The following is a 26,839-nucleotide window of genomic DNA, read 5'->3' on the forward strand; positions in this document are numbered from 1 at the left end:
AAAATAAATAATATTACTATAGTTGTCTATATAACATGGAGGTATTAGTACTACTTGTAATAAATCCGAAAATATTTGAAGGTAGTATAGAAAGAATTTTATTTGCATCTTGTTTTGAATTAAATTCAGAAAAAACACAAGATCCTGTTCCTGTAATTCGAGAAGGTGCATACTTAGATAGCCATGTAATTAAATTTTTTATTTTTCGAAATTTTTTTGTGATAAGTTGTTCACAATCATTTTTAAAGGGCATTTTTAATAGTAACGTGATACATTTTTTTTTCGAATTTCTTTTTAATTTTGGATGAGAAAAAACTTTTTTAGTAGAAATTTTGATTTTTGGATAAGATATTAAGTACCATTTTTTTTTTGTTTTTATAGGATATAATATATTTCCTGTTCCTTCTGCTATAGATGTTTTACCTGTAATAAATACAGGAACGTCAGATCCAATTTGTTCTCCAAGTTTAATTAATGTCGAGAGTTTAAATTTTATGTTCCATAGTTTGTTGAGTACCAGTAAAATTGTTGCTGCGTTAGAAGATCCTCCTCCTAGCCCTCCTCCTATCGGAATATTTTTTTTTATAGAAATATTAACTCCTAGTGGTAATGAATGATTTATTAGATATTGTGCTTTTCTTTTTAACAGCTTTGCTGCATGAATCATTGTATTTTGGGAATAAGATATATGCGGCATATGCGTTAATAACTTTATCTTTCCACTATTGTTAGGAGTAATGTATATTGTATCTCCATAATTCAATAATTGAAATAATGTTTGAATGTTATGATAGCCATCTTTTCGAACGTTTGTAATATAGAGAAATAGATTGATTTTTGCGGGAGAAAACCACATAGTATTCATTATTTTAAAATCCATTTATTAATATTAAAAATAATAAAATCATTTTCTTGTTTTATTTTAATCCAATTAGGTAGTAATGGAAGAGTTTTTTTATTTTTATGATATGAATATGTAATTTTCCATAATTTTTTTTTATAAAAACACTGTAACTCGTTTACATATGTATGATCTTTAAGACTATATTTTTGTTTTTTTTCAGGTAATCCAATCATCCATTTATTAAAAGAATTTAATGGTATTTTTAAACCAATTGCTTTGAATAAAGTTATTTCTGGTTGTTGATTAATGTGCATTTTACCTTCGTTATCAGTGATTTTGAAAATGTTTTTATAAAAAACGACTTTTAATTGTATCTGTCCAATAGGATTAATAAATGTAATGTCGTAATGCTGCGGTGAATATTGTTTAAATAAAAACCAACTAAAAATTTTCGTTTTTCTTGAAAAGCATAATAAGTAACCATTTATTTGAAATTCTTTTATTTTTTTTAAAGCATTTTTTTGATTTTCCCACGTTAATCTATATTTTAATGTATTAGATATATTGATAGAACATGAGGTATGTAATAAACAAAATATTGTGGTAAAGAAAAAATGTTTAAATCGCATAAATTAAACGAAATTCCGATATATTTTAAAATTATTTGTATTAAATAAATTTTATCATTATTTTGAAATATTCAGTATATATTTAGTTAAAATTATTTTTATAAATATAGTAACTATTTATTTTATTAACAATTATTTAGTTTGTTAGAAACTATTAAAACTATATTAATATTAAAATATTGTTGTATTAATTTTTTAAAATTATATTAAGGTTATTTCAAACTGTATGAAACAATTGATAGCAATGTTTTTATGTATTCAGTAAAATCTATACTTTTGTTTTAGATCGAAAATCTATAAAGAAGGGTATACTATGTGTATAATTATATTGAAAAACTATTTTAAAGGGTAATTTAAAAAGTGAAAAGTTCTATTATTAAAAAATTGCAAGCTTTACATAAAAGGTATAAGAAAATTGAATATATGTTATCTGATAGTAATATTATTACTAATCAAGATAAGTTTCGCGAGTTATCTAAGGAATATTTAAAATTATCTGACATTAACAATTGTTTTATTAATTGGAAAGAAAATGAACGCAATAAAATAACAGTTTCACATTTATTGAATGATATTGAATTGCGTGATATAGCTGAAGAAGAATTAAAAATAGTTCTTCTTAACAAAGTTAAATTAGAAAATCAATTGAAAGCGTTATTATTGCCTAATGATCCGTTTGATCAAAGAAGTTGTTTCGTCGAAATAAGAGCAGCAACAGGTGGAGATGAAGCTGCTATTTTTGCTGGTGATTTATTTAAAATGTATATGCGTTATTCAGAATTACGTCATTGGGAAACAGAAACAATTAATATTACTCATAGCGATCAAGGTGGTTTGAAAGACGTTATCATGCAGGTTACTGGTAAAGGAGCGTGTGGTAGATTAAAATTTGAATCTGGAGGACACAGAGTACAGAGAGTACCTAGAACAGATTCTCAAGGACGAATACATACTTCTACGTGCACAGTGGCGGTCATGCCAGTAGTATTGGAAAAAGAAATAGAGAAAATTAATCCTAATGATTTAAAAATTGACACTTTTAGATCTTCTGGAGCAGGTGGTCAACATGTAAATACAACAGATTCTGCTATTAGAATTACTCATATTCCAACTGGTCATGTAGTAGAATGTCAAGATGAACGCTCACAACATAAAAATAAAGCGAAAGCGTTATCTGTTTTAGTTTCAAGAATTCAAGCAGAGCAATATTCTCAACGTCGTAAAAAAAATGCTATTATGCGTCGCGATCTTGTAGGTAGTGGAATGCGTTCAGATAGAAATAGAACATATAATTTTTCAAAAAATAGAGTAACTGATCATAGGATCGATTTAGTTTTATATTCTTTGAGCGATATATTAAATGGAAAATTAGATTTATTAATTGAACCAATTATTCAAGAATACCAAGCTAACTATTTGTCTGACTTTTCTAACTATACTATATTATGAACATTGAATATTGGTTAAATATAGCTTATATAAAATTACAAAGTATTGGTAATATTAGTGCTAGATTAGATTCTGAAGTATTACTTAGCTATGTTCTTAATAAGGATATTAGCTGGTTAATGTGTTATGGTTGTTATAAGCTAAATAGTAAAGATCTCAAATTGGCAAATAGTTTATTGATGCGCAGAATGTGTGGTGAACCTATTGCATATTTAGTTGGCAAAAAAGAATTTTGGTCTTTATCTTTGTTGGTTTCTAATGCTACTTTGATACCTCGTTCAGATACTGAAATTTTAGTAGAACAAACATTAATGCGAGTAGAGAAAGATAGTAAAAAAAAGATATTAGATTTAGGAACGGGGTGTGGTTGTGTAGCTTTAGCATTGGCTAGTGAAAGAGAAACTTGTTGTATTATAGGTGTAGATTGTATGCAAGAATCTCTTAAAATTGCTAAAAGAAATGCAAAAGTATTACATTTAAATAACGTTATATTTTTTCATAGTTTTTGGTTCTCTTCTGTTAATGAAATTTTTGATGTTATTGTTAGTAACCCTCCTTACGTTAGTTTAAATGAAATTACTAGTTTAGATAAATCATTGTCATTTGAACCATTGATTGCGTTAATTTCTACGAATAATGGATTAGGTTCTATTAAATATATTATAAAACACTCTAAAAAATATTTAAATGATATGGGCTGGTTATTAATAGAACATGGTTGGACGCAAAAAATATCAGTACAAAAATTATTTAAGAAATATCATTTTTTTAATGTCATGACTTATAAGGATTATTCTAGAAATGATAGAATTACAGTCGGTCAAAAAAAACAAATATAAATATCGTATTTTCAACGTGCAACTACGTACTATCTTTCGGTAAGTTGTTACTATTTCATGGTATAATATTTTTATATTAATATCTGATTATGTAGTTGTATTTAAATTTTTAAATAAATTGAAACATCTATAATGTAATTATTGGAAAAAATATGACATCTTTTTTTGATTGTGATGTGTCTAAATCACCATTATGTGAATCCATTATCGCTGTATTACGTATGATTCGACCAGATTTTCCTGTCGATGTTGTTACTCAAGAATTAAATAGTAGAGTAGAAGAAGCTAGATCTTATATAGAATCGGAAAAAGAAATATATTATAAATTAAAAAAGTTGATAAAATTATTTTATAGACACTGGAAATTTGGAGGAGCAGCAGGAGTTTATAAGTTGTCGAATATGTTGTGGTTAGACAATGTTCTAAAAACACGAACAGGTACTGCAGTATCATTAGGAGCAATACTATTACATATTGCTCAACAGCTTAATCTTCCTATTATGCCTGTCATCTTCCCGACTCAACTTATTTTACGTTCTGATGAATTTAATAAAAAAATGTGGTTAATAAATCCATTGAATGGAGAAACGTTGAACGAGCATATTTTAACGGTTTGGTTAAAGGGAAATATAAGTCCAACAGCAGAATTATATGAGAATGATTTAGATACAGTTAAATATTCAACAGTTATACAAAAAATGCTAGATATATTGAAGAATGCATTGATAGAAGAAAAAAAAATGGAATTAGCATTAAACGTTAGCAATGTATTATTAAAAATTAACCCCAACGATCCTTATGAAATACGAGATCGAGGATTAATATATGCTAAACTAGACTGTAATCATGTAGCTTTAACTGATTTAATTTATTTTGTAGAACATTGTCCTGAAGACCCAGTTAGTGAAATAATAAAGATTCAAATTCATTCTATTGAGAAAAAAAGAATGACGTTGCATTAGATATATTTATGTTTTTATGAGATGATTTAAATCAATATATTGTTATATAATAAATTATGATATATACAATAAAATTTACATATGAATTACGCTTAATACATTTTTGATAACGTGCTCGGTGTAATTGGCATATGACGTTTATGTTGAGTATAAAGATAATATTTTTCAATTATTAGTTGGTTTTCTTTACTTATTTTTTTACCTTCTAAATAAGAATCGATATCAAGATAAGTTATTCCTAAAACTTCTTCATCAGTTTTATATGGATGAGTATCTTCTAAGTTAGCTCTAGGTTGCTTTAGATAGAGGTTAGGTGGACATTTCAGTTCTTTTAATAATAATTTTCCTTGATTTTTATTTAATTCGGAAATTGGATTAATATCTGATCCACCATCTCCATATTTTGTAAAAAAACCAGTTATAGCTTCAGCAGCATGATATGTTCCAACTACGATTCCATTATTGATACTAGCAATGTTGTATTGTATTTTCATTCTTTCTCTAGCTTTATTATTTTCATGCGCATTGTTAGATATTTCTATTCCTGCTTGTTTTAATGATTCTTCTGTACTTAGAACAGAGTTTTTTATATTAATGTTTAATATTATTTCAGGTTGGATAAAATTTATAGCATCTTTACAATCTTGTACATCTATTTGTTGCCCGTAGGGTAGGCATAATAGAATAAGTTTGTAAGTTTTTTTAAAATGATTATTTTTGTTTAGTTCTTGTATAGCTAATTGACATAATTTTCCAGTTAATGTAGAGTCTTGTCCACCACTAATCCCTAAAATTAATGTTTTTATGTGTTTGTAGTACAAAAGATACATTTTAATAAAGTTGATTATTCTGTTGATTTCTGATGGAGGATGAATAACGGGTTTTACTCCTAATAATTTTATTATTTTATTTTGTAGGTTCATTAGTACTCATCACAATATATAAATGTTTCAATAATTATATTATATATAATATATTTGTAAAGAATAAATAAAATTACATGTTATAGTAATTTTATATTTGTTTTATAATATGTTAATAAATATTTTGTAGGTTAGTTTGAAATATTTTTTTACAGTAAATTTTATTCAATGTGTATTTTTATAAGAAATAACAAAATAGTATATTTCATAAATTTAGGATGTTCTTATGTCAACTTCTTTAGCTTTAATATTAAATTGTGGTAGTTCGTCTTTGAAGTTTTCTGTAATAAACCCAGTTTATAATAAAACAGTATTATCAGGGATAGTTGACTTTTCACGTTCTTTACATGCGAAAATTTCATGGAAAATAGATAATAAAACATACAGTAGTGATATATTGAATAAAACAGTAAATTATGAAGAGATCATTAGTTTTATTTCAAATAATATTTTAAAAAATGATTTAAATATTTTTAAAAATATTTCATGTATAGGGCATCGAGTAGTTCATGGTGGATCAAAAATCAATAAATCAGTAATAGTTAATTCAAAAGTTATTAAGTATATTAAAGATGCTTCTTTGTTTGCCCCTCTTCATAATCCGATTAATTTATTAGGAATACAAGCTTCGTTTAACGTATTTCCTAATTTAAAAAAAAAAAATGTAGCTGTATTTGATACAGCATTTCATAGTACAATGCCAAAAACATCTTATTTATACGCTATTCCTTATAGTTTTTATAAACACTATGGAATTCGAAGATATGGAGCACATGGTATTAGTTATACTTATATAGTGAGTCGTGTCTCTAAAATTTTAAAAATATCAGTAGATAACTTAAACGTTATTATTTGTCATCTGGGTAATGGTGCATCGGTAGCAGCTATTCGAGATGGTATTTGCGTAGATACTTCTATGGGTTTGACACCATTAGAAGGATTAGTTATGGGAACTAGAAGTGGAGATATAGATCCTTCAATTATTTTTTTTATGTATAATAAATTAAAAATGAGCATTGATGATATTGAAGATACTTTAATTAGGAAATCGGGATTGTTAGGACTAAATGAGTTTAGTAATGATTGTCGAGATTTAGAAAAAGAATATGTTTCGAATAACAAAATTAAATTATCTATTGATATATTTTGTCATCGTCTATCTAAATATATCAGTGCATATACTTCGTTAATGGAGGGAAAACTAGATGCTATTATTTTTTCTGGGGGTATTGGAGAAAATTCTTGTTTAATTAGATCTATTACTGTATCTAAGTTATCTTTGTTAAATTGCAAAATTGATAAAACAGTTAATTTATCAATGAAACTAGGTCGAGAAGGTTTTATTAATAAAAGAAATAGTATGATGATATTAGTAATTCCGACTAATGAAGAGTTAGTTATAGCGAAAGAAGCAATATTATTAACTAGCAATAGTTAAGGGATATAATAATATTTTTATCAACAATTATTTCAAAATAGTATTTACACTTATGGAGTTGATTTTGAAGCGTACTTTGATGTTAGTTCCTTTAGGAATGAATATTGGATTAACTACTATTAGTATAGGATTAGTTCAAAAGATATGTAAAAACAATTTTGATGTTAAATTTTTTAAGCCTATTTTTTATAATATGGATAAAAATCATAATATTGATCACACTACAAAAATTTTAAAGCAAATGAGTTCTGTTTCGTGTTTTAATCCGATTCAAATTAGTAATATAAATAATTTTTTAGTAGAAGATAAAAAACAAAATATCATAGACATAATACTTTCAGAGATTAGTAATAATATTAAACATAGTGATGTGTTATTTTTAGAAGGATTATGCTTACGGTCTTCTTTCTTGTTATCTAATGAAATAAACTATGAAATTGCACAGTTAACTAATGCAGAAGTTATTTTTGTATGTACTATAAGAAAAAATAATATATTTGATATTACAAATACGGTAGAAATTATTAAAAAAAGTTTTATACACAAAAAGAATATTAATATTAAAGGTATTATAATTAACGAATTTAAAATAGAAAAATTTGACGTTTTTGGATGTTTTGTGAATTTTTTCGATATATTTAATATTCGTGAGAAAGATAAAGATGAAAAAGTTATGAGCAAACAGTTATTATATGAATATTATAATATACCAATATTAGGATATATTCCATGGAATTCAAAGTTACTTGAACCTACTTTAGAAGAGTTGTCACTTTATTTTCGAGCACACGTTATTAATCAGTGTTATTTAAATGTTTTATGTATCAAGTCTATCATTTTATATAAAAGAAATATTTTTTGTAAATACAAAAATGGTTTTTTTTATCGTTCAATGTTAATAGTTTCATCGGATTATATTTATGATTTGAAGGTAATATGTGAATACATAAATGAGAACAATTCTATTATTGCTATATTGTTAACAGATAGTAATGAATTTTTAATGAATTTTGTAAAATCTTGGAATTTTTTTAAAATACTTAAAATTCCTATTTTATTAGTAGAAAGCAATGTATTACAAACTATTGTGCTATTGCAGAAATTTAATTTTAAGCTATCTATTAAAAATTCTATAAAATTTAAAATGATTCAAGATTATGTTTCAGAACATATTAGTAATAGTTTTATAACTTCTTTAAAAACAACATATACGAAAAAACATCAATGTCAAGTACGTCCATCAATGTTCATTTACAATTTACTAAATTTAGCTAAAAAAAATAAAGCAAAAATTCTTCTTCCTGAAGGTAATGAAAGTCGAATTATTGAAGCTGCAACAATTTGTTCGAACAAAAACATTGCTGATTGTGTATTATTAGGTAATTTAGAAGAAATTAAACATATTGCTAAATTATATAATATTAAATTATCGCCAAATATAGAAGTTTTAAATCCAGAATTGATAAGAAATAATTATATTGAACGTTTTGTACAACTACGTAATAAACATAGCATAACTACTGCTCATGCGCAACAAATACTTAAAGATGATACTGTTTTATCTACATTAATTCTAGAATCTAATAAAGTAGATGGACTGGTATCAGGAGCTATCAATACTACATCTAATACTATTCTTCCTGCTTTACAATTAATCAAAACATCTAAGTTGGATTCTTTAATATCATCTGTATTTTTTATGTTATTACCGGATCATGTATTGTTATATTCAGATTGTGCTATTAATCCTGATCCTAATTCTGATCAGTTAGCAGAAATTGCAATTCAATCTGCTGATACTGCTATATCATTTGGAATATTTCCTAAAATTGCAATGTTATCTTATGCTACAGGATCGTCTGGCAGTGGTGAAAAAGTAGATAAAGTTAGAAAAGCAACAAGTATAGTACGAAGTAAATGTCCTCATTTGATTGTAGAAGGTCCTATTCAATATGATGCAGCTATAGAAAGTATAGTTTCAAAATTAAAATGTCCTAAATCTATTATTAATGGATCTGCTACGATTTTTATATTTCCTGATCTTAACTCAGGAAATATTACGTATAAAGCAGTGCAACGATCTACTAACACAATCGCTATTGGACCGATATTACAAGGTATAAAAAAGCCAGTTAATGATTTATCTAGAGGATCTTCAGTTCAAGATATAGTATATACTATTGCTATAACAGCAGTGCAATCTAAAAAATTTAATAAAATAATATAAAAGATTATTTTAAATAATACTATTTACATGTTATACAGTATTTTAAACTATTATTTATACATGCTATTATATATCAAAATGCAATTGTTTTATAATTTATAATAAATTGTGTGATGTTTATTTAAAAATTTGATATCTAAATCCATTTTTTTATAGTTTGAATGAATCAAATTCGGTATGATTGATATCAGAATCAATCTGTCCTATTAAGTAAGAGCTGACAGAAATTTCTTGAGGCGCTACTTGAACATTATCTGAAATTAACCACGAATTAATCCATGGAATAGGATTAGAGGTTATTAAAAATGGCATTGGTAAACCAATAGCATTCATACGAACGTTAGTAATATATTCAATATATTGTGATAGAATCTCTTTATTTAGTCCAAGCATAGATCCATCTTGAAATAAATATTCTGCCCATAATTTTTCTTGTTCCGATACTGAAATAAACAAGTTACAGCATTCTGAATAACATTCTTGAGCGATTTCAGTCATTTCTTCATTGTTTTTATTATTTTTTAATATGTTTAAAATATGTTGAGTTCCAGTAAGATGTAATGCCTCATCCCTAGCAATTAATCTAATTATTTTTGCATTTCCTTCCATAATTTCTCTTTCTGCAAAAGCAAAAGAACACGCGAAACTTACATAAAATCGAATAGCTTCTAATGCATTTACGCTAATTAAACAGAGATACAATAGTTTTTTAAGTTCATGTAAATTAATTAGAATTTTTTTTCCATTAATTACATGTTTTCCTTCACCTAATAAATGCCAATAACTAGTCATTATAATGAGATCATCATAATACTTAGCAATGTCTTTAGCTCTATTTGCTATATTTTTATTATGAATGATATCATCAAAAATTAATGATGGCGTATTAACAATATTTCTAATGATATGTGTATATGATCGAGAATGGATAGTTTCCGAAAAAGACCACGTTTCTATCCATGTTTCTAATTCAGGCAATGATATAATTGGCAAAAAAGCAACATTAGGACTTCTTCCTTGGATCGAATCTAATAATGTTTGATATTTTAAGTTACTTATAAAGATATGTTTTTCATGATCTGGAAGATTCTGAAAATCGATTAGATCTTTTGACAAATCTACTTCTTCTGGTCTCCAAAAAAAAGATAGTTGTTTTTCTATTAGTTTTTCAAAAATAGCATATTTTTGTTGGTCGTATCTAGATATATTAACAGATTGTCCGAAGAACATAGGTTCGCGAAGTTGGTCATTTTTTTTCTTAGAAAAAGTTGTGTATGTCATGTAATAATTTTCCTATATAAATAAAATACATATTATTAAAGGTTAAAAAAATAAGATATTAATTTTATATTTTACAAGCTCCGTTATCACAATGATCATTATTTGCAATAGTTGAGAGTTCGATTTGACGATCTTTTGCACCATCTCGGGTATTTTGGTAATATAATGTTTTTAAGCCTAATTTGTAAGCTATGAGCAAATCCATAATTAATTGTTTCATAGGTATTTTCCCATTTGAAAATGATTTTGGATCATAATTGGTGTTAGTAGAAATAGATTGATCAACAAATTTTTGCATAATGCTAGTTAAGTGTAAATATCCTATATTGTTAGGAATCGTCCATAATAGTTCGTAGTATGTTTTTAATTTTTTATATTCAGGAACTACTTGTCGAAGCATACCATCTTTTGAAGCTTTTATGCTAATAAATCCTCTTGGTGGTTCTATTCCATTAGTAGCGTTAGATATTTGTGAAGATGTTTCTGAGGGCATTAATGCTGATAGTGTAGAATTACGAAGACCGTATTTTTTTATTTTTTTTCTTAAATGTTCCCAATCTAGATGCAATGGTTCGTTACAAATATTATCTACTTCTTTTTTATAGGTATCTATAGGCAAGATACCTTGATAATATGTTGTTTGATTAAACCAATCGCATGCTCCTTTTTCTTTTGCTAGTTTACACGATGCATTTAACAAGTAATATTGAATTGCTTCAAATGTTTTATGAGTAAGTATTTTTGCACTACCATCTGAATAGCGAACTCTATTTTTGGCTAAATAATATGCGAAATTAATTACTCCTATTCCCAGAGAGCGTCGAGACAAAGCTGATCTTTGTGCTCCTAAAATAGGATAATCTTGGTAATCTAATACTGAATCTAGTGCTCTTACTAGAAGATGTGATAACTCGGATAGGTCTTCGAGTTTTTTTAAAGAACCTAGATTAATGGCAGATAACGTGCATAGGGCAATTTCACCATTGGTATCGTGAATATCATTTAAAGGTTTGGTTGGTAATGTAATTTCTAGACATAGATTAGATTGCCTAATAGGAGCTAATTCTGGATTAAATGCACTATGTGTGTTACAGTGATCAACATTTTGTATATAAATTCGCCCAGTAGAAGTTCTTTCTTGCATTATTAAAGAAAATAAGTTCGTGGCTTTTACTTTCTTTTTTCGAATTTTATTGTTTTCTTCATATTGTTTATATAAAGATTCGAATGTATTTTGATTAGAAAAGAAGGAATCATATAAATTTGGAACATCTGATGGACTAAATAAAGTAATATATTTTCCTGATATCATACGTTGATACATTAGTTTATTAATTTGTATTCCGTAATCTAAGTGTCGTACTCGATTTTCATCTATTCCCCTATTATTTTTTAATACAAGCAAATTTTCTACTTCAAGATGCCAAATAGGATAAAATATTGTAGCAGCGCCGCCTCTAACGCCTCCTTGAGAACATGACTTAACAGCACTTTGGAAGTGTTTATAAAATGGAATGCATCCGGTATGAAAAGCATCACCATTTCTAATTGGACTCCCTAAAGCTCTAATTTGTCCTGCATTAATTCCAATACCAGCACGTTGTGAAACGTATTTTACAATTGAACTAGTAGTAGCATTAATAGAATTTAGGCTATCAGCACATTCTATTAAAACACAAGAACTGAACTGTCGTATAGGGGTTCTTAAACCAGCCATAATAGGAGTTGGTAGAGAAATTTTAAAAGTAGAAAGAGCATTATAGAAATCTTTTACATATTTCATTCTTGTATTTTGTGGATATTTGTGAAATAAACATGCTGATATTACAATATATAAGAATTGAGCGCTTTCATAAATTTTTTTGGTAATTCTATTTCGTATTAAATATTTTCCTTCTAATTGTTTTACAGCTGCATAGGAAAAGTTCATATCACGTTGATGTTTAATGAATGAGTTTATTTTCATATATTCATTCTTAGAATAATCCTGTAGTAAGTGTTTATCATATTTACCTAGCTTTACCATATTTTGTATATATTCGTACAAATTAGGAGGATTGAATTGTCCAAATACTTTTTTACGAAGATGGAATATAGCTAATCTAGCTGCCATATACTGATAATCGGGCGAATTTTCAGAAATTAAATCTGCTGCAGCTTTTATAATAGTTTTATGTATGGTTGTGGTTTTTATATTATTAAAAAATTGTATTCTAGATTTGAGTGCTACTTGAGATATAGAAATATTTTCTAGATCTTTTGCTGCCCAACTTAATACTCGATGAATTTTATCTAAATTAATTAGTTCTTTTCGTCCATCTCGTTTTGTAACTAGTAATGTTTGATTCATTCTATACTTCCTAATTTTCAAGCATGTGCATATTGGTTACTTTTTATTAATAGATTAAGTTCTATTTGATATTGATATTGATAAAGATTTTTACAATTACAAGAAGTTTTAATAGAAATTAAATTCTAAAATGCTTAACTTGTATTTAATAATTATATATATATTAATGCAAGGTTACATACATTTCTTTTTATAAAAAGTATTTTATCGTTACATAATAGTTTGTATATATTACGTTTTATGTTTTTTTAAAAACAAAAATTGTGTTGTATATTTTTTTATAAAAATAGTGTATGTTTCATATATATTTATTTGTATGATGATTTATAAAAACGATTTATTTGCTTTTTGTACAGCAACTACTTTTTCTTTTTCAGAAGTTCTAATTAAAATAACGCCTTGTGTGTTTCTTCCAAGAATTCCGATTTCTGATATTCTAGTTCTAACTAATGTTCCAGCATTAGTTATAATCATAATTTGATCTTGTTCCATAACTTGCATGGATCCAATCATTATTCCATTTTTTTTAGTTATTTTTATAGCTATTGTTCCTCGGGTAGCTCTAGACTTTATTGGAAATTCATGAATTTCTGTTCTTTTCCCGTATCCACGTTCAGTTACAATCAATATATTTCCAGTACCTCGGGGTACTACTAAGGAAACGACTTTATCTTGTTTTTTTATTGCAATACCTTTTACTCCAGAAGCATTTCTTCCCATTGTTCTGACTAGTTTTTCAGAAAAGTGGACAGCTTTTCCTATTGCAGTGAATAACATTATTTTATCTTCTCCATTGGTAAGTGACACACCGATTAATTCATCATCGTTTTTTAACTTAATAGCAATTTTCCCTGAAACTCTGGGTTTTTTAAACTCGCATAAATTAGTTTTTTTAACCATTCCCTGAGCAGTAGCCATAAAAATATTTATACTATCTTTATATTCTGAAATAGGTAATATTGCTGTTATTCGTTCCTTTGTACTTAAAGGTAAAAGATTAACTATTGGGCGTCCACGTGCATTTCTACTAGATTCTGGTAATTGATAAACTTTCATCCAATATATTATTCCACGGCTAGAAAAACAAAGAATTGTATCGTGTGTATTTGCAACTAATAAACTTTCTATAAAATCTTCTTCTTTTGTTTTTGCCGCTGATTTTCCTTTTCCTCCTCTTTTCTGTGCTTCATAAGTAGATAACGGTTGATATTTTACGTATCCTGAATGGGATAAAGTAACTACTACGTCTTCTTTGTTTATCATGTCAGAGAGATTAATGTCTTCATAAGTTTTAGTAATTAGTGTGCGTCTTTTATCTCCAAAGCTATGTTTAATTTTAGTTAGTTCTTCTTTCATAACATGAATTAATTTATCGGTATCTTTTAATATGTTATCTAGTGTTGTAGAAGATTCTATAAGTTTTTTATGTTCTTGGACGAGTCTTGAAGATTCTAAATGTGTTAGTTTATGAAGACGTAGTTCTAAAATTGCGTTTACTTGTTCTTGAGTTAAAAAAAATGTATTGTTTTTATTTAATTTAGGTCTTATGACGTGAGATGTTAGGATATGATTATTTAATATGTTCATATGTTTGGAATTACTTGAATACCAGTTTTTAGATAACAATAGTTCTTTGGCTTCTAACAATGATTTTGAATTCTTAATTAATGATATGATCATATCAATGTTTTCTAAAGAAATGATTAGTCCTTCAATTATGTGAATTTTTTTTTGAATTTTTTTTAATTCAAATAGACTACGTCTTGTAATTATTGTTCGACGATGTGATATAAATTCGCGTAATATATCTTTTAACGACATTATTTTTGGTTGCCCATTAGTTAATGCAACCATGTTAATGCCAAAAGAAATTTGTAATTGAGTTAAAGTATATAATTGATTAAGAATAATCTCTGATTTTGCTTCTTTTTTTATTTCTATAACTATTCTCATGCCTTCTTTATCTGATTCATCGCGTAATCCGACAATACCTTCTATTTTCTTATCTTTGACTAGTTCAGCAATTTTTTCAATAACGCGTGACTTGTTAACTTGATAAGGTAATTCAAAGATAATTATAGATTCTTTTTTTGTTTTTTTGTGAATTTCTGTTTTACTTTTGGCTCGAATATGAATTTTTCCTCTTCCTGTTTGATATGCTTCTGCAATTCCTGTACATCCATTAATAATTCCAGCAGTTGGAAAATCAGGACCTGGAATATATTCCATAAGTTTTTTTAGTGTGATTTTATTGTCGTCTATAAATGCTAAACATCCATTGATTACTTCGTTTATATTATGAGGAGGAATGTTAGTAGCCATTCCTACTGCAATGCCAGATGAGCCATTTACTAGTAAATTAGGTATTTTTGTAGGTAATATTTCTGGAATTTTTTCTGTTTCATCGTAATTAAGATAGAATTGTACTGTGTCTTTATCTAAATCATTTAAAAATTCATATGCTATTTTAGACATTCTAATTTCAGTATATCTCATAGCTGCAGCAGAATCTCCATCTATTGATCCAAAATTTCCTTGTCCATCGATTAGTGTATATCGTAATGAAAATGATTGGGCCATTCTTACTATAGCATCGTATACAGCTGTATCGCCATGAGGGTGATATTTTCCGATAACATCACCGACAATTCTAGCTGATTTTTTGTACAGTTTATTCCAATCGTTATTTAAATTTTTCATGGCAAATAATATTCTTCTATGAACTGGTTTTAATCCATCTCGAACATCTGGTAATGCACGTCCTATTATCACTGACATAGCATAGTCTAAATAAGAATTTTTAAGCTCATCTTCGATGTTAATTTCTATTATTTCGTTTGCAATTTTTTTCATAATTAGTTTCTTTTTTTTTAATAACATTAAGCATTATGATAATATCATAATGAAAAATTTAATTAATACAAAAACATTATTTTGAGATATTGCACAATGTGTTTTTGTATCAAATAAAACGAAGAATTCTTGAGATGTAATTTTAACAAAATCGTATATTTGATTTTAATTGAATTATAATGAATTTATACATTTAAAATAGTTACTTTAGCATATCGGAATATTTACGTTTTAAATTAGTTTTATTCGAATATTTTAGAATTATTTTATATAGAACTTAATTTAAAATATTATTTACTATATTTTTGAATTGATTTACTATTAGATAGTATTTTATTAAAGTCTATTAATGAATGATATTATTTTATATAATATAAATGTATGGAGTTTATTATGAATAGTGATGAAAAACAATTAATAGAGAATTTATTTTCTAGATTATATAAAACTGAAATAAAATCTTCTAACCGAGATGATATAGCTGAAAAATTAATAAAGGATTTATTAGAAAAATATCCTAATTCGCCGTATTATATGGCTCAAACTATTTTAATTCAAGAAACAGCAATAAAAAAGTTGAATGAAAAAATTTCTGTATTAAATAATAATCTTGAAAAGAATAAGCAAGACGATAAGAGTGCATCAGGTGGTGGTTTTTTATCTAACTTATTTGGCACAAAAAAACATCAAGTTGCTTCGAAAGAACATATGTATAGTAATGAAAATAAACCAAATAACACAGTACGAGATTCTAATTTTGGTTCTTTTCCTTCACAAACTCGTTCTAATACTATACCTCAATCAGGAACTATTAATAATACGAGTGGATTTCTTAGTGGAGCACTTCAAACAGCTGCAGGAGTTGCTGGTGGTGTAGTTATGGCAAATATGTTAATGAATCTTTTTCAAAATAAAAAACCTGAAGAGGACGTGATAGATGCAGTTCATGATGTTGATGCTTCTCATATAGAACCTAATATTATAGATAGTGATCCTATACATAATCAATATGTTAGTGAAGATACAACATATTTTGATAACAATGTTGAAAATTTTCATCAAACTGATTATAACGAAATTTGTGATAATGATGATTGTAATACTTTTGAAGATGATAATTTTATTTAGTATCTCAAAATATATATTTTATATATTTTTGTTAAAAAATCAAACCAGCAATGATGTATAGTTTTTGCTGGTTTGATTTAAAATATTAACTCTTAATATAGTTAATTTTAATATCAATATTATTAAACATCATATAAACTTTTTAAATATTGTTTTACTCCATTCGGAGTTGCTTTCATTCCTTTCTTTCCTACTTCCCAGTTAGCTGGACATACTTCTCCGTATTTTTCGTAAAAATGAAGCGCATCTATCATCCTAATGATGTCGGAAATGTTTCTACCGAAAGGTAAATCATTAATAATTTGATGTCGAATTATTCCATGTTTATCGATTAAGAAAGATGCTCTTAGTGCAATACCTAATGTTGGATGTTCAACTTGATATGATTTTTGTATTTCTCTTTTTACATCAGAAACAATTATATATTTGATTGGTCCAATACCTCCTTGGTTAGGATTAGTTTGGCGCCATGCGTTATGTACATATATTGAATCGATAGATACTCCTATTATTTCCGTATTTCTTTTTTTAAATTCTGACAAAGATGAATTAAATGCTATAATTTCTGAAGGACAAACAAACGTAAAATCCATAGGCCAGAAAAATAATACAGCTGTTTTCCCGTGAATATGATTTTTAAAATTAAAATTTTCCATGATATCATTATCATGTAATATAGCTGGTGCAGTAAAATCAGGTGCTGGATAAGTTATTAACATTTTTTTCTCTTGTTTTATTAATTTAATTTTAGTCTTAAAAACTATTTTTACTAATAAAATTAAAATAGTTTTTAAGACTATGAGTTTTCCATTGTATGTTTGTATAAATAATTTTATTTAACTAGTTTAAACAGTATAATATTATTAAAAAAGATAATTTAAAATAATATTTTTATGTATAAATAACCAACTTGGAACGTTTATATGAATAATTATATCATAGACTGGAAAGATGTATTAGAACAAGAAAAAAAAAATCATATTTCATTAACATCATTCGATATCTTGATAATGCAAGAAAATATAAGGTAATTTATCCTCCTAAAAACGAAGTTTTTAATGCTTTTTTGTTGACGAAATTTTCTGATATCAAAGTAGTAGTTATTGGTCAAGATCCATATTTTAGACCAGGACAAGCACATGGTTTAGCATTTTCTGTTCGAAAAAACACAAATATTCCTCCTTCTTTAGCTAATATACATAAAGAGCTAATTAATGATATGGGTATACCTTTTTTATTTAAACATGGGTGTTTAGAGAGTTGGGCGCGTCAGGGAGTTTTATTATTAAATTCAATTTTAACAGTAGAATCAGGTAAGCCAGGTTCTCATTCTAAATTAGGATGGGAAATTTTTACTAGTCAAGTTATAAATATTATTAGTAAATATCATTCGGGAATTGTTTTTTTGTTATGGGGATCATATGCTAAAAAAAAGGTAAATAATATTAGTCGTCATCATGTACTATTGGCATCGCATCCATCACCATTATCATCTTATAAAGGGTTTTTTGGATGCCGCCATTTTTCAAAAACAAATATTTTATTGAAGGATCAAAATAAAGCTACAATTAATTGGTTTTATGATTAATTTTTTTATATTTTTATACAAACGTTATGTGTTTTTATATGTTTTAAATATAATTTTTTCTTAATTAAAGTAGTTTACAAGATTAAATTATAGCGTTTCTTTTTTTATGTTTACTGTAGCTTTGCGTATAATTGTATCCTGGCATATATAACCATCTTTAATTATTGAAGAGACATAGTAGGAATCAGTATCATTTAATTGTTCGTTAGATTCAGTTTGGTGGAGCAATGGATTAAATTTTATATTTATTTTATTTTCTACTATTATATTACATTGTTTGATTGTATTTAATAATGATTTTAAAGTTAATGAAATTCCCTTAACTATTTTATTGTGTTCAATATTTAGTGTATGTGCAATGTTTTTTATGTTGTTTAAATCATCTAATATTGGAATTAATTTAGTACAAAAATATTGTAGTTGTGTTTTTTCTATTTCTTTTATTTTTTTATCAGTTCTTTTTTTTATATTTTCTATTTCTGCTTGTTCTCGTAATTTTATATCAACAATATTTTTTTTTATATTTAATATTTTTTCGTTTAATTGGTTGATGTTATTAAAAGAATCACGTTGGTTTGGAATGTTTTTTGTTTGGTTTTTTTGAATTGTAACATTTTCGTTATCATTTGTAGTATCTAGTTTTATATTGTTGTTACTCATATAAATATCCTTATGTATTTTTAGAAGCTAAATATTTGTTAAGTTTTAGAAATAACAATAAGTTTTTTTAGTATGATATATTAAATAATAATTTGTAATTTTATCATAAAGGAATTTATTTTGTGAAACAATATTTTAGTTGTATTGGAATAGTAGGATACCCACGTCATTTTAGCGCACTATCTACGCATAAAGTCCTTTATAATTGGCTAAAAAAAAAAAGTATCATGTAATTATTGAAGATAAAGTAGCTATTAAGTTAGGTTTGAAGGAAATTAATATAGATTCTTTATCTAATATTGGCAAGCAGTGTGATTTAGTAATAGTAGTGGGAGGTGATGGAAATATGTTGTGTGCAGCCCGCGTATTGTCTGCATATAAAATTAAAATTATTGGAATTAATAGAGGAAATTTGGGTTTTTTAACTGATTTAAATCCCGACACTGCATTTGAACAATTGCTTTATGTACTTTCAGGAAAATATATTCAAGAAAATCGTTTCTTATTAGAAGTTAGAGTTATTAAGAAAAATGGATTATTTTCTGAAAGCAAAGCTATTAATGAAATAGTATTGCATGCCGAACATGTAGCTCATATGATAGATTTTGAAGTGTACATTAATAGTTCTTTTGCTTTTTCTCAACGTTCTGATGGTTTAATTATTTCTACTCCTACAGGATCAACTGGATATTCTCTTTCAGCTGGTGGTCCTATTTTAGTTACTTCATTAGAAGCTATTGTATTAGTTCCTATGTTTCCTCATACTTTATCCTCTCGACCTTTAGTAATCAGTAGTACTAGTATTATTTGCTTGAAATGTATGGAAACTGTATCAAAATTAAAAATAAGTTGCGATGGTCAAATAATACTACCGGTAGAAAATCAGGATGTAATTTTTATTAAACGGAGTAGAGATTTTTTATCTTTAATACATCCAAAAAATTATAATTATTTTGACGTTTTAAGTTCTAAATTAAATTGGTTAAAAAAATAATTTTTATATCGATAATTATAGAATACGTTATTATTTGTGGAGCTGGCGGGAATCGAACCCGCGTCCAAAACTTTTACGACTTCAGTACTACATGCTTAGTCTATTATTGGTGATTATCTACAAACGTATAGACACGCGTATAGATTATTACTTACAGAAATTTTAACAAATCAAGATTGTAAGTATGACTCGAATTTGCGATCTCTTGTTTTTTTAACCCCTTTTATCTTTTCTTTAAGAGAATAAGTAAAGAAAGAGGGCTTTAACTTAGGTTATTAAGCTGCTAAAGCGTAGTTTTTATGTTTTGCTATTATATTTTTACGGCTTTTAACGAGGCAAACCGTTCCTCGGCATGCACTTTAGTTTTCAATAATTTTGTCGAATCCATAATCAGCCCCTATTTTGATTATATAACAAAATAAATTTATAATCTAGTAATAAATTTTAGTGAATATTTAAAACTTGATTAATAGTCATATAACTTTGCAATTAATTACAGTTTATTTAAAAGATATATAGGAGTAATTGATATGAGTACTGTAACAAGAATTCGAGACCAAATTAAAAATAATCCTATCATAATTTATATGAAGGGATCTCCTGATTCTCCTAATTGCGGTTTCTCTGCTAAAGCTGTTCAAGCTTTATCTTCATGTGGAATAAGATTTGCATTTGTTAATGTTCTTGAACATCCGGATATTCGAAGTGAATTGCCGAAATATGCTAATTGGCCAACTTTTCCGCAATTGTGGATTAGTGGAAATCTTATAGGAGGTTGCAATATTATTTTAGAATTATTTGAAAGTGGAGAACTTGAACTTTTGCTTAAAAAAGCTATTAATAATGTCAATAGATCTGAGTAAAGTAATAGATATTTGATTTTTTTAATTAAATAGTTTAGTTTTTAATTAAACTAGATTAAGTACTATAGATGTGTAAAAGATTTAAGATATAATAATTCTATTATTCAATTTGTACGTAATAATAGTATTTTTTTGGTTATTGGGTGGGTGGCCATCCACCCAATTTTTTCCATCGGTTAACTATTTCGCAAAATAGATTAGCTGTTTTTTTTGTATCATATAAAGCTGAATGTGCTTGATTATTATCAAATTTTAATCCGATTGTTTTACATGCTCTTGCTAGAACAGTTTGTCCTACAGCTAGTCCGCTTAATGTAGCCGTATCGAATATAGTAAATGGATGAAATGGGTTGTTTTTTATTTTATTTCTTGTAATAGCTGCCATAAGAAAATTAAAATCAAATATTGCATTATGAGCTACAATAATGCTTTTACTACATTTTTGTTTTTGAATTCCTGCATTAATTAGTTGAAATATAGAGTGTAATGCTTCGCATTCGCTAATTGCACCACGAAGTGGATTAAAAGGATCAATTCCGTTGAATGCAATAGCATTGGGATCGATAATTGATCCTGTAAAAGGTTTTATATGACAGTGTAAAGTGGTTTCTTGTTCTAATAGTCCTAGTGAGTTCATTTTTAATGTAATAACAGCAATTTCTAATAATGCGTGTATTGTTGAATCAAATCCAGAAGTTTCAATATCGATAACTACTGGATAAAGAGTTCGAAATCGTTTACTTAAGAAATAATGTTCTTTTATTTTGTACATCAGATTCTCATTTTGTAATTAAATGTCTATAATTTTTTATCATTTACTGTATAATAATGTAAAGTACTAGATAGTTATTATGAAATTATATTATAATTTGATAATGACGTCATAAAATTTTTTAAAAGATAATCTTTTTAACAGGTACATAACAAGATTTATAGGATTATAAAATGCAGTATACTCTACCATCACTTCCTTATTCTTATGATAGTTTAGAACCATATTTAGATGAAAGAACGATGTATATTCATCATACTAAACATCATCAGTCGTATATTAATAATACAAATAGCATATTATACAATACTAATTGGTTAAATTATCCTATTGAAAGTATAATTTCTCAATTAAGCGTTATAAATGTTAGTAATAAAATATCATTACAAAATAATGCTGGGGGACATGCAAATCATAGTTTATTTTGGACTACTTTAAAGTTAGGTACAATTTTAAATGGAAAGTTAAAAATTGCTATTGAAGAAAACTTTGGTTCTTTTAAAAATTTTAAAGTAGAGTTTGAAAAAATAGCTATAAATCACTTTGGTTCTGGTTGGATTTGGTTAATTAAAAAAAATGGAAAATTATTTATTTCATCTACTGTCAATCAGAATAACCCTTTAATGGGAGAGGTTATATCTGGTACATCTGGTTTTCCTATATTTGGTTTAGATATTTGGGAGCATGCTTATTATTTAAAATACCAAAACAATCGCATAGATTATATTAATGCTTTTTGGACTGTCATTAATTGGGATGAAGCAAATAGACGATTTAGTTTAAAATCAGTTTAATATATAAAATCGTATTTTATTTAAAATACAAAACTTTTATACATATATTTTAATTTTAATTATTCTATCAAGACAGAGTACATTGTATCTCTTAAAGTATTGATAGTTTTTATAACGTGATATTTATTTGAAAAAAATTAAATTGATAGTTGGACTAGCTAATCCGATTGTTAAGTATGATAAAACTAGGCACAATGTTGGTTCTTGGTTTATTCAAAATTTAGCTAATTATCATCATAAAGTTTTAAAGGAGAATAAAAAACTTTTAGGTTATACTGCATCTTTTATATACTCAAATTCTAGAGTTTACTTATTTATACCAAATGTTTTTATGAATATAAATGGCGAATCTATTTTAACTATATCTAAATTTTATAATATTAAGTTAAATGAAATGCTCATAGTTCATGACGAATTAGATCTAAATCCTGGATTAATACGACTTAAATTAGGATATGGACATAATGGTCATAATGGAGTTAGAAATATTGTTAACTTATTATCAAAAAAAAAACATTTTCTAAGAATTCAAATTGGTATCGGTCGTCCTATGAAATCTAAAAAAATAGCGGATTTCGTTTTATCTTCTCCTCTATTTAATGAGAGAAAATTGATTGAAGAATCCATATTAAATGCTGTTAATATAACTAATTTTTTGGTAAAGGATAGTAATATTCTAATAATAAAAAAAATATTAAAATGTAATAGAAATTATTAAAAATTTTTTAAATTAAAATGTATGTTTTATAGCAAGATATTCTTCATCTACGAATAAGGTATAAACATTTTTATGGGTTTTAAGTGTGGTTTAGTAGGATTACCTAATGTAGGAAAATCAACTATATTTAATCAGTTAACAAATTTAAAAATACCAGCAGATAATTTTCCATTTTGTACTATTAAACCAAACGTTGGAATAATGTTAGTATCTGATGATCGTTTAAACACACTCTATAATATAGTTAGTTCTAGCAAAATTATTCCTGCATATGTAGAATTAGTAGATATAGCCGGTTTAGTTAAAGGCGCGTATAAAGGAGAGGGATTAGGAAATAGGTTTTTAGATCATATAAGGCAAACAGATTTAATCATTCATATAGTGCGTGGTTTTAAAAATGATAACGTTACCCATATATATGGTCAAATAGATCCCGTTAATGATATTGAAATAATTAATCTAGAGTTAATGCTATCTGATCTTGAAATTTGTACAAATAGAATGTATAGACTTAAAAAAAATTATATATTAAAAAGAAGCATAATAGATCGGGAAATTGAAATCCTTGATCGTTGTTTAGCTTGTTTAAAAGAAAATAGATTGTTGAAATTATTAAATTTGACTTCAGAAGAAATTAACATAATTGACTATTTAAAGTTTATTACATTAAAACCAATGATTTATGTTGTCAATGCTAGTCGAAATTTTAAAGATAATGTTTGTATTAAAGGTATTAATGACATTTCAAAAAATGAAGATTCCATTGTATTAGTAGTTTATATGGATATAAGAAATGATAATTTCATATCAAACAATAAAAAAAATAATAATTTTAAAACATTAGAGTTGAATTCAGATGAATCAGGTTTGAGTGCTATTACCTATCACGGATATAAGTTATTGAAATTAAAAACATTTTTTACTGTTGGAAAAAAAGAAATACATGCATGGACAACAACGAATAATATTAAAATTTGTCAATCAGTGAAATGTATTCATACAGATTTAAGTAAAGGTTTTATTCGAGCTCAAGTGATTTCATATTTCGATTTTGTGAAGTATGGTGGAGAAAAAAATTCTAAAAAATTTGGAAAAGTGAGAATAGAAGGGAAGAATTATCACATTAATGATGGAGATATTATTAATGTTTTATATAAGATATAATAATATCATCATATAAAAAATTTTTCGTAATGTTTTAATCACGAGATATTTTAAATGTTTATATTCGAAATATTTTGTATATAGAGAGATATTTTCTCTATATACAAGCTATGTTTTATTGTTGCAGTAAGAATTTTTTTAATATAGTAAAGTTAGGATAAATATTGTGCGATAATAGTGGTAGAGCAATATGGCTAGCTAACTCATTTGGTAAAGATAAAGTTATATTTAAAATTGCTTCTACAGTATGTTTAAATTTTGCTGGGTGTGCGGTACCTAAAAATAAGCCAAATTCATCATTCTTAATTTTACTTTTTAATACATTATATGCTACTGCTGCATGTGGTTCTGATATGTAACCTAGTTTTTTGAGATCTTTTAGACTTTTTTGTGTTAATTTATCAGATACACTACCGAATCTTAATTTCTTCAAATCCCATGACTTTCTTTTATATAGTTCTTCTATTCTTGGCCAATTATTAGGTTGACTAATATCCATAGCATTAGAAATAGTTGATATAGTTTTATTAGGAGACCATTGTCCTGTATTAAGGAATCTTGGAATAGTATCATTAGAATTAGTAGCGGCTATAAACGATTGTATAGGTAATCCTAATGATTTTGCTAATAGTCCTGCAGTAATATTACCAAAGTTTCCACAAGGAATAGATATTACTAACTTTTTTTTTTGTTGTTCAGTCGAAATCAATGAAAATGCTTCAAAGTAATAGCATATTTGTGCTAATAACCTACTAATGTTAATAGAGTTAGCAGAATTAAGACCTATTAATGTTTTTAGTTCATGGTCTTGAAAAGCTTGTTTAACTAAGTCTTGACATTCATCAAAACTTCCATTAACTGAAATAGTGATTATATTTTCTCCTAATGTACAAAATAGTTTTTCTTGTAATTCGCTTATTTTACCTTTAGGATAGAGAATAATTACTCTAACATTTTTCATTTTATAGAATGCATGAGCGACTGCAGCTCCTGTATCTCCAGATGTAGCAGTTAATATGGTTATAATTTCATTTTTTTTATGGTTAAGAAAAGAAATTACTTGAGCCATAAATCTAGCTCCGAAGTCTTTAAAAGCTAGTGTAGGTCCATGAAAAAGTTCAAGACAAGCTATATTTTCTGAAATAGGAACAATTATTGGAGTTGTACAAGAAAATGCTTTTTTAATTAGTTTTTTTAATTCAAAATTACAAATTTCGTTTCCTATAATAATAGATAGTATTTCACTACTTCTTGTTAAAAAATCCATATTCAATAATTTTATCAGTTTGTCTTGTGAAATAACTGGAAGTTTTTTTGGAAAAAACAATCCTTGATTTTTTCCAAGTCCTAGTTTTACTGCTGTTGAAAAGTTAACTTCTTCTTGTATATTTTTAAGGTTATATAGTTTCATTTATTATCCTATTTTTCGAGTTCCTATAGTATCTATTTTACAAATATGAACGAATCCTTGATGTGTTTTAAGATAATTTTTTTTTAACCATTTTTTGATATTTTTTGCAGTTTGTAGATTATCAGAAATAGAAAAAATAGTTGGTCCAGATCCTGATATTCCGCATCCTATTGCTCCTATTTTTTGTATTTCTTGTCTCGTTTTTAAAAAATTAGGTAATAACTTAATTCGATATGGTTCAGCAATAACATCGTTCATAAGTTTTGAAGCTAACTCAGGTTGCTTAGTATATAAAGAATGGATAAATCCAGCTAAGTAACGACTGTGTTCAATACAAATATCTTTGCTATACTGTAATGGTAATGCTGTTCTAGCATCAGCTGTTTTAACTTTTATCCCAGGCCAAGCAATAGTCCATAACCAATTTTTAAATATAGGCAATCTTTGACATATTATACCATTATTGTTAATTATTAGTTGAAGCCCTCCTAAGAAACATGGTGCAACATTATCATAATGTATACTTCCTGAAATTTTCCCTTCTAACTTTCCCATAAGAAGTAATAATTCAGTTTTTTGAATTGGATTATTAAAATACATATTCATAGCAATAATAGAAGCAACAACTGAGCAAGCGCTGGATCCTAATCCAGATCCAATTGGCATATTTTTTTCTAGAATAATTGTTATTGGAAGATTTTTTTTTAAAAAAGAGCAAAAGTAATCCCAACATTTCCAAACTATATTATTATTCACGTCTATTGGTAGTTGATTCGAAAATGTTCCTTTATTTATTAAATTAAATTTTTTAGAAGGAAGAATTGTAACAGTATCTCCTAAGAATGATCCGTCTATTGGTGCAATTGCTGCGCCTAACACGTCGAATCCTACTCCTACATTCCCAATTGACGCAGGAGAATAAATTTTTATCATTATTTATACTCCTTATTGA

The 26,839-nt window shown here is 26.6% G+C and carries 21 protein-coding genes, 1 other RNA gene and 2 pseudogenes; 12 read left to right on the top strand and 12 right to left on the bottom strand.

Annotated elements, in window-relative coordinates; genetic code table 11:
* Window positions 1–16: 16 nt before the first annotated feature.
* Together ispE and lolB are read right to left on the bottom strand one after the other, a co-directional pair.
* Window positions 17–865: a 4-(cytidine 5'-diphospho)-2-C-methyl-D-erythritol kinase gene (gene ispE, locus D9V73_RS00805; protein ID WP_158336393.1), complete on the bottom strand. Its 849-nt coding sequence runs from the start codon at window positions 863–865 to the stop codon at window positions 17–19.
* Window positions 865–1,473 carry a lipoprotein insertase outer membrane protein LolB gene (gene lolB / locus D9V73_RS00810; protein WP_158336394.1) on the bottom strand — a complete coding sequence of 203 codons (609 nt, stop codon included), beginning with the start codon at window positions 1,471–1,473 and terminating at the stop codon, window positions 865–867. Before lolB ends, ispE begins: the two co-directional genes overlap by 1 nt.
* 360 nt (window positions 1,474–1,833) lie before the next feature.
* Here lolB and prfA point away from each other — a divergent pair, with 360 nt between their 5' ends.
* The 3 genes from prfA to sirB1 all read left to right on the top strand — a co-directional run bounded on the left by prfA (window position 1,834) and on the right by sirB1 (window position 4,723).
* The gene (prfA, locus tag D9V73_RS00815; protein ID WP_158336395.1) at window positions 1,834–2,922 is read left to right on the top strand and encodes a peptide chain release factor 1; all 1,089 of its coding nucleotides are present in this window, start codon (window positions 1,834–1,836) and stop codon (window positions 2,920–2,922) included.
* Window positions 2,919–3,761: a peptide chain release factor N(5)-glutamine methyltransferase gene (gene prmC, locus D9V73_RS00820; RefSeq protein WP_158336396.1), complete on the top strand. Its 843-nt coding sequence runs from the start codon at window positions 2,919–2,921 to the stop codon at window positions 3,759–3,761. The genes prfA and prmC overlap by 4 nt, the downstream gene beginning before the upstream one ends.
* Before the next feature lie 152 nt (window positions 3,762–3,913).
* Window positions 3,914–4,723 (top strand): invasion regulator SirB1, encoded by an 810-nt coding sequence (gene sirB1 / locus D9V73_RS00825; RefSeq protein WP_158336397.1) that lies wholly within the window; start codon window positions 3,914–3,916, stop codon window positions 4,721–4,723.
* Window positions 4,724–4,815: 92 nt separating this feature from the next.
* On the opposite strand, the gene nadE is transcribed toward sirB1, so the two are convergent.
* A complete protein-coding gene (nadE, locus tag D9V73_RS00830; protein ID WP_158336398.1) occupies window positions 4,816–5,646 on the bottom strand; it encodes an ammonia-dependent NAD(+) synthetase in 831 nt (276 codons plus the stop codon).
* A 226-nt stretch (window positions 5,647–5,872) separates the two neighbouring features.
* On the opposite strand from nadE, the gene D9V73_RS00835 reads away from it, so the two are divergent.
* Both D9V73_RS00835 and pta read left to right on the top strand, forming a co-directional pair.
* Window positions 5,873–7,084 carry an acetate kinase gene (locus tag D9V73_RS00835; protein WP_158336399.1) on the top strand — a complete coding sequence of 404 codons (1,212 nt, stop codon included), beginning with the start codon at window positions 5,873–5,875 and terminating at the stop codon, window positions 7,082–7,084.
* A gap of 64 nt (window positions 7,085–7,148) precedes the next feature.
* Window positions 7,149–9,311: a phosphate acetyltransferase gene (pta, locus tag D9V73_RS00840; RefSeq protein WP_187307831.1), complete on the top strand. Its 2,163-nt coding sequence runs from the start codon at window positions 7,149–7,151 to the stop codon at window positions 9,309–9,311.
* A 150-nt stretch (window positions 9,312–9,461) separates the two neighbouring features.
* Here pta and nrdB read toward each other — a convergent pair whose 3' ends face one another.
* The 3 genes from nrdB to gyrA form a co-directional block, all read right to left on the bottom strand.
* Window positions 9,462–10,592, bottom strand: a complete 1,131-nt coding sequence (nrdB, locus tag D9V73_RS00845; protein ID WP_158336401.1) for a class Ia ribonucleoside-diphosphate reductase subunit beta — start codon at window positions 10,590–10,592, stop codon at window positions 9,462–9,464.
* 64 nt (window positions 10,593–10,656) lie between these two features.
* The gene (nrdA, locus tag D9V73_RS00850) at window positions 10,657–12,942 is read right to left on the bottom strand and encodes a class 1a ribonucleoside-diphosphate reductase subunit alpha (RefSeq protein ID WP_158336403.1); all 2,286 of its coding nucleotides are present in this window, start codon (window positions 12,940–12,942) and stop codon (window positions 10,657–10,659) included.
* 324 nt (window positions 12,943–13,266) lie between these two features.
* Window positions 13,267–15,795, bottom strand: coding sequence for a DNA topoisomerase (ATP-hydrolyzing) subunit A (gene gyrA, locus D9V73_RS00855; RefSeq protein WP_158336405.1), 2,529 nt, complete (start codon window positions 15,793–15,795; stop codon window positions 13,267–13,269).
* Between the two features lie 393 nt (window positions 15,796–16,188).
* Between gyrA and D9V73_RS00860 the strand changes: the two genes are divergently transcribed.
* A complete protein-coding gene (locus D9V73_RS00860; protein WP_187307832.1) occupies window positions 16,189–16,923 on the top strand; it encodes a DUF2076 domain-containing protein in 735 nt (244 codons plus the stop codon).
* A gap of 122 nt (window positions 16,924–17,045) precedes the next feature.
* Here D9V73_RS00860 and D9V73_RS00865 read toward each other — a convergent pair whose 3' ends face one another.
* Window positions 17,046–17,642, bottom strand: a complete 597-nt coding sequence (locus D9V73_RS00865; RefSeq protein ID WP_158336409.1) for a peroxiredoxin C — start codon at window positions 17,640–17,642, stop codon at window positions 17,046–17,048.
* 204 nt (window positions 17,643–17,846) lie between these two features.
* Between D9V73_RS00865 and ung the strand changes: the two are divergent.
* Window positions 17,847–18,511, top strand: a pseudogene (gene ung / locus D9V73_RS00870) (uracil-DNA glycosylase).
* A gap of 87 nt (window positions 18,512–18,598) precedes the next feature.
* On the opposite strand, the gene grpE reads toward ung, so the two are convergent.
* Window positions 18,599–19,171, bottom strand: a complete 573-nt coding sequence (grpE, locus tag D9V73_RS00875) for a nucleotide exchange factor GrpE (protein WP_158336411.1) — start codon at window positions 19,169–19,171, stop codon at window positions 18,599–18,601.
* A gap of 122 nt (window positions 19,172–19,293) precedes the next feature.
* Between grpE and nadK the strand changes: the two are divergent.
* Window positions 19,294–20,165, top strand: a pseudogene (gene nadK, locus D9V73_RS00880) (NAD(+) kinase).
* A 34-nt stretch (window positions 20,166–20,199) separates the two neighbouring features.
* Here the strand turns inward: nadK and ssrA are convergent.
* Window positions 20,200–20,563, bottom strand: a transfer-messenger RNA (tmRNA) gene (gene ssrA, locus D9V73_RS00885).
* Between the two features lie 132 nt (window positions 20,564–20,695).
* Here ssrA and grxD point away from each other — a divergent pair.
* A complete protein-coding gene (grxD, locus tag D9V73_RS00890; protein WP_158336412.1) occupies window positions 20,696–21,028 on the top strand; it encodes a Grx4 family monothiol glutaredoxin in 333 nt (110 codons plus the stop codon).
* Window positions 21,029–21,164: 136 nt separating this feature from the next.
* Here the strand turns inward: grxD and rnt are convergent, their stop codons facing one another.
* Entirely contained in the window at window positions 21,165–21,800 is a 636-nt protein-coding gene (rnt, locus tag D9V73_RS00895; RefSeq protein ID WP_158336413.1) for a ribonuclease T, read from the bottom strand.
* A 173-nt stretch (window positions 21,801–21,973) separates the two neighbouring features.
* Between rnt and D9V73_RS00900 the strand changes: the two genes are divergently transcribed.
* The 3 genes from D9V73_RS00900 (at window position 21,974) to ychF (ending at window position 24,476) form a co-directional block, all read left to right on the top strand.
* Entirely contained in the window at window positions 21,974–22,594 is a 621-nt protein-coding gene (locus tag D9V73_RS00900; protein ID WP_158336414.1) for a Fe-Mn family superoxide dismutase, read from the top strand.
* Window positions 22,595–22,736: 142 nt separating this feature from the next.
* Entirely contained in the window at window positions 22,737–23,312 is a 576-nt protein-coding gene (gene pth / locus D9V73_RS00905; protein WP_158336772.1) for an aminoacyl-tRNA hydrolase, read from the top strand.
* A gap of 72 nt (window positions 23,313–23,384) precedes the next feature.
* Window positions 23,385–24,476 carry a redox-regulated ATPase YchF gene (ychF, locus tag D9V73_RS00910; protein ID WP_158336415.1) on the top strand — a complete coding sequence of 364 codons (1,092 nt, stop codon included), beginning with the start codon at window positions 23,385–23,387 and terminating at the stop codon, window positions 24,474–24,476.
* A gap of 115 nt (window positions 24,477–24,591) precedes the next feature.
* On the opposite strand, the gene thrC is transcribed toward ychF, so the two are convergent.
* Together thrC and thrB are read right to left on the bottom strand one after the other, a co-directional pair.
* Window positions 24,592–25,887: a threonine synthase gene (gene thrC / locus D9V73_RS00915; RefSeq protein WP_158336416.1), complete on the bottom strand. Its 1,296-nt coding sequence runs from the start codon at window positions 25,885–25,887 to the stop codon at window positions 24,592–24,594.
* Between the two features lie 3 nt (window positions 25,888–25,890).
* Window positions 25,891–26,820 carry a homoserine kinase gene (gene thrB / locus D9V73_RS00920; protein ID WP_158336417.1) on the bottom strand — a complete coding sequence of 310 codons (930 nt, stop codon included), beginning with the start codon at window positions 26,818–26,820 and terminating at the stop codon, window positions 25,891–25,893.
* Window positions 26,821–26,839: the final 19 nt, after the last annotated feature.

This window comes from Buchnera aphidicola (Melaphis rhois) (assembly GCF_005080745.1).
In the GTDB taxonomy this organism is placed as follows: Bacteria; Pseudomonadota; Gammaproteobacteria; order Enterobacterales; family Enterobacteriaceae; genus Buchnera_B; species Buchnera_B aphidicola_AT.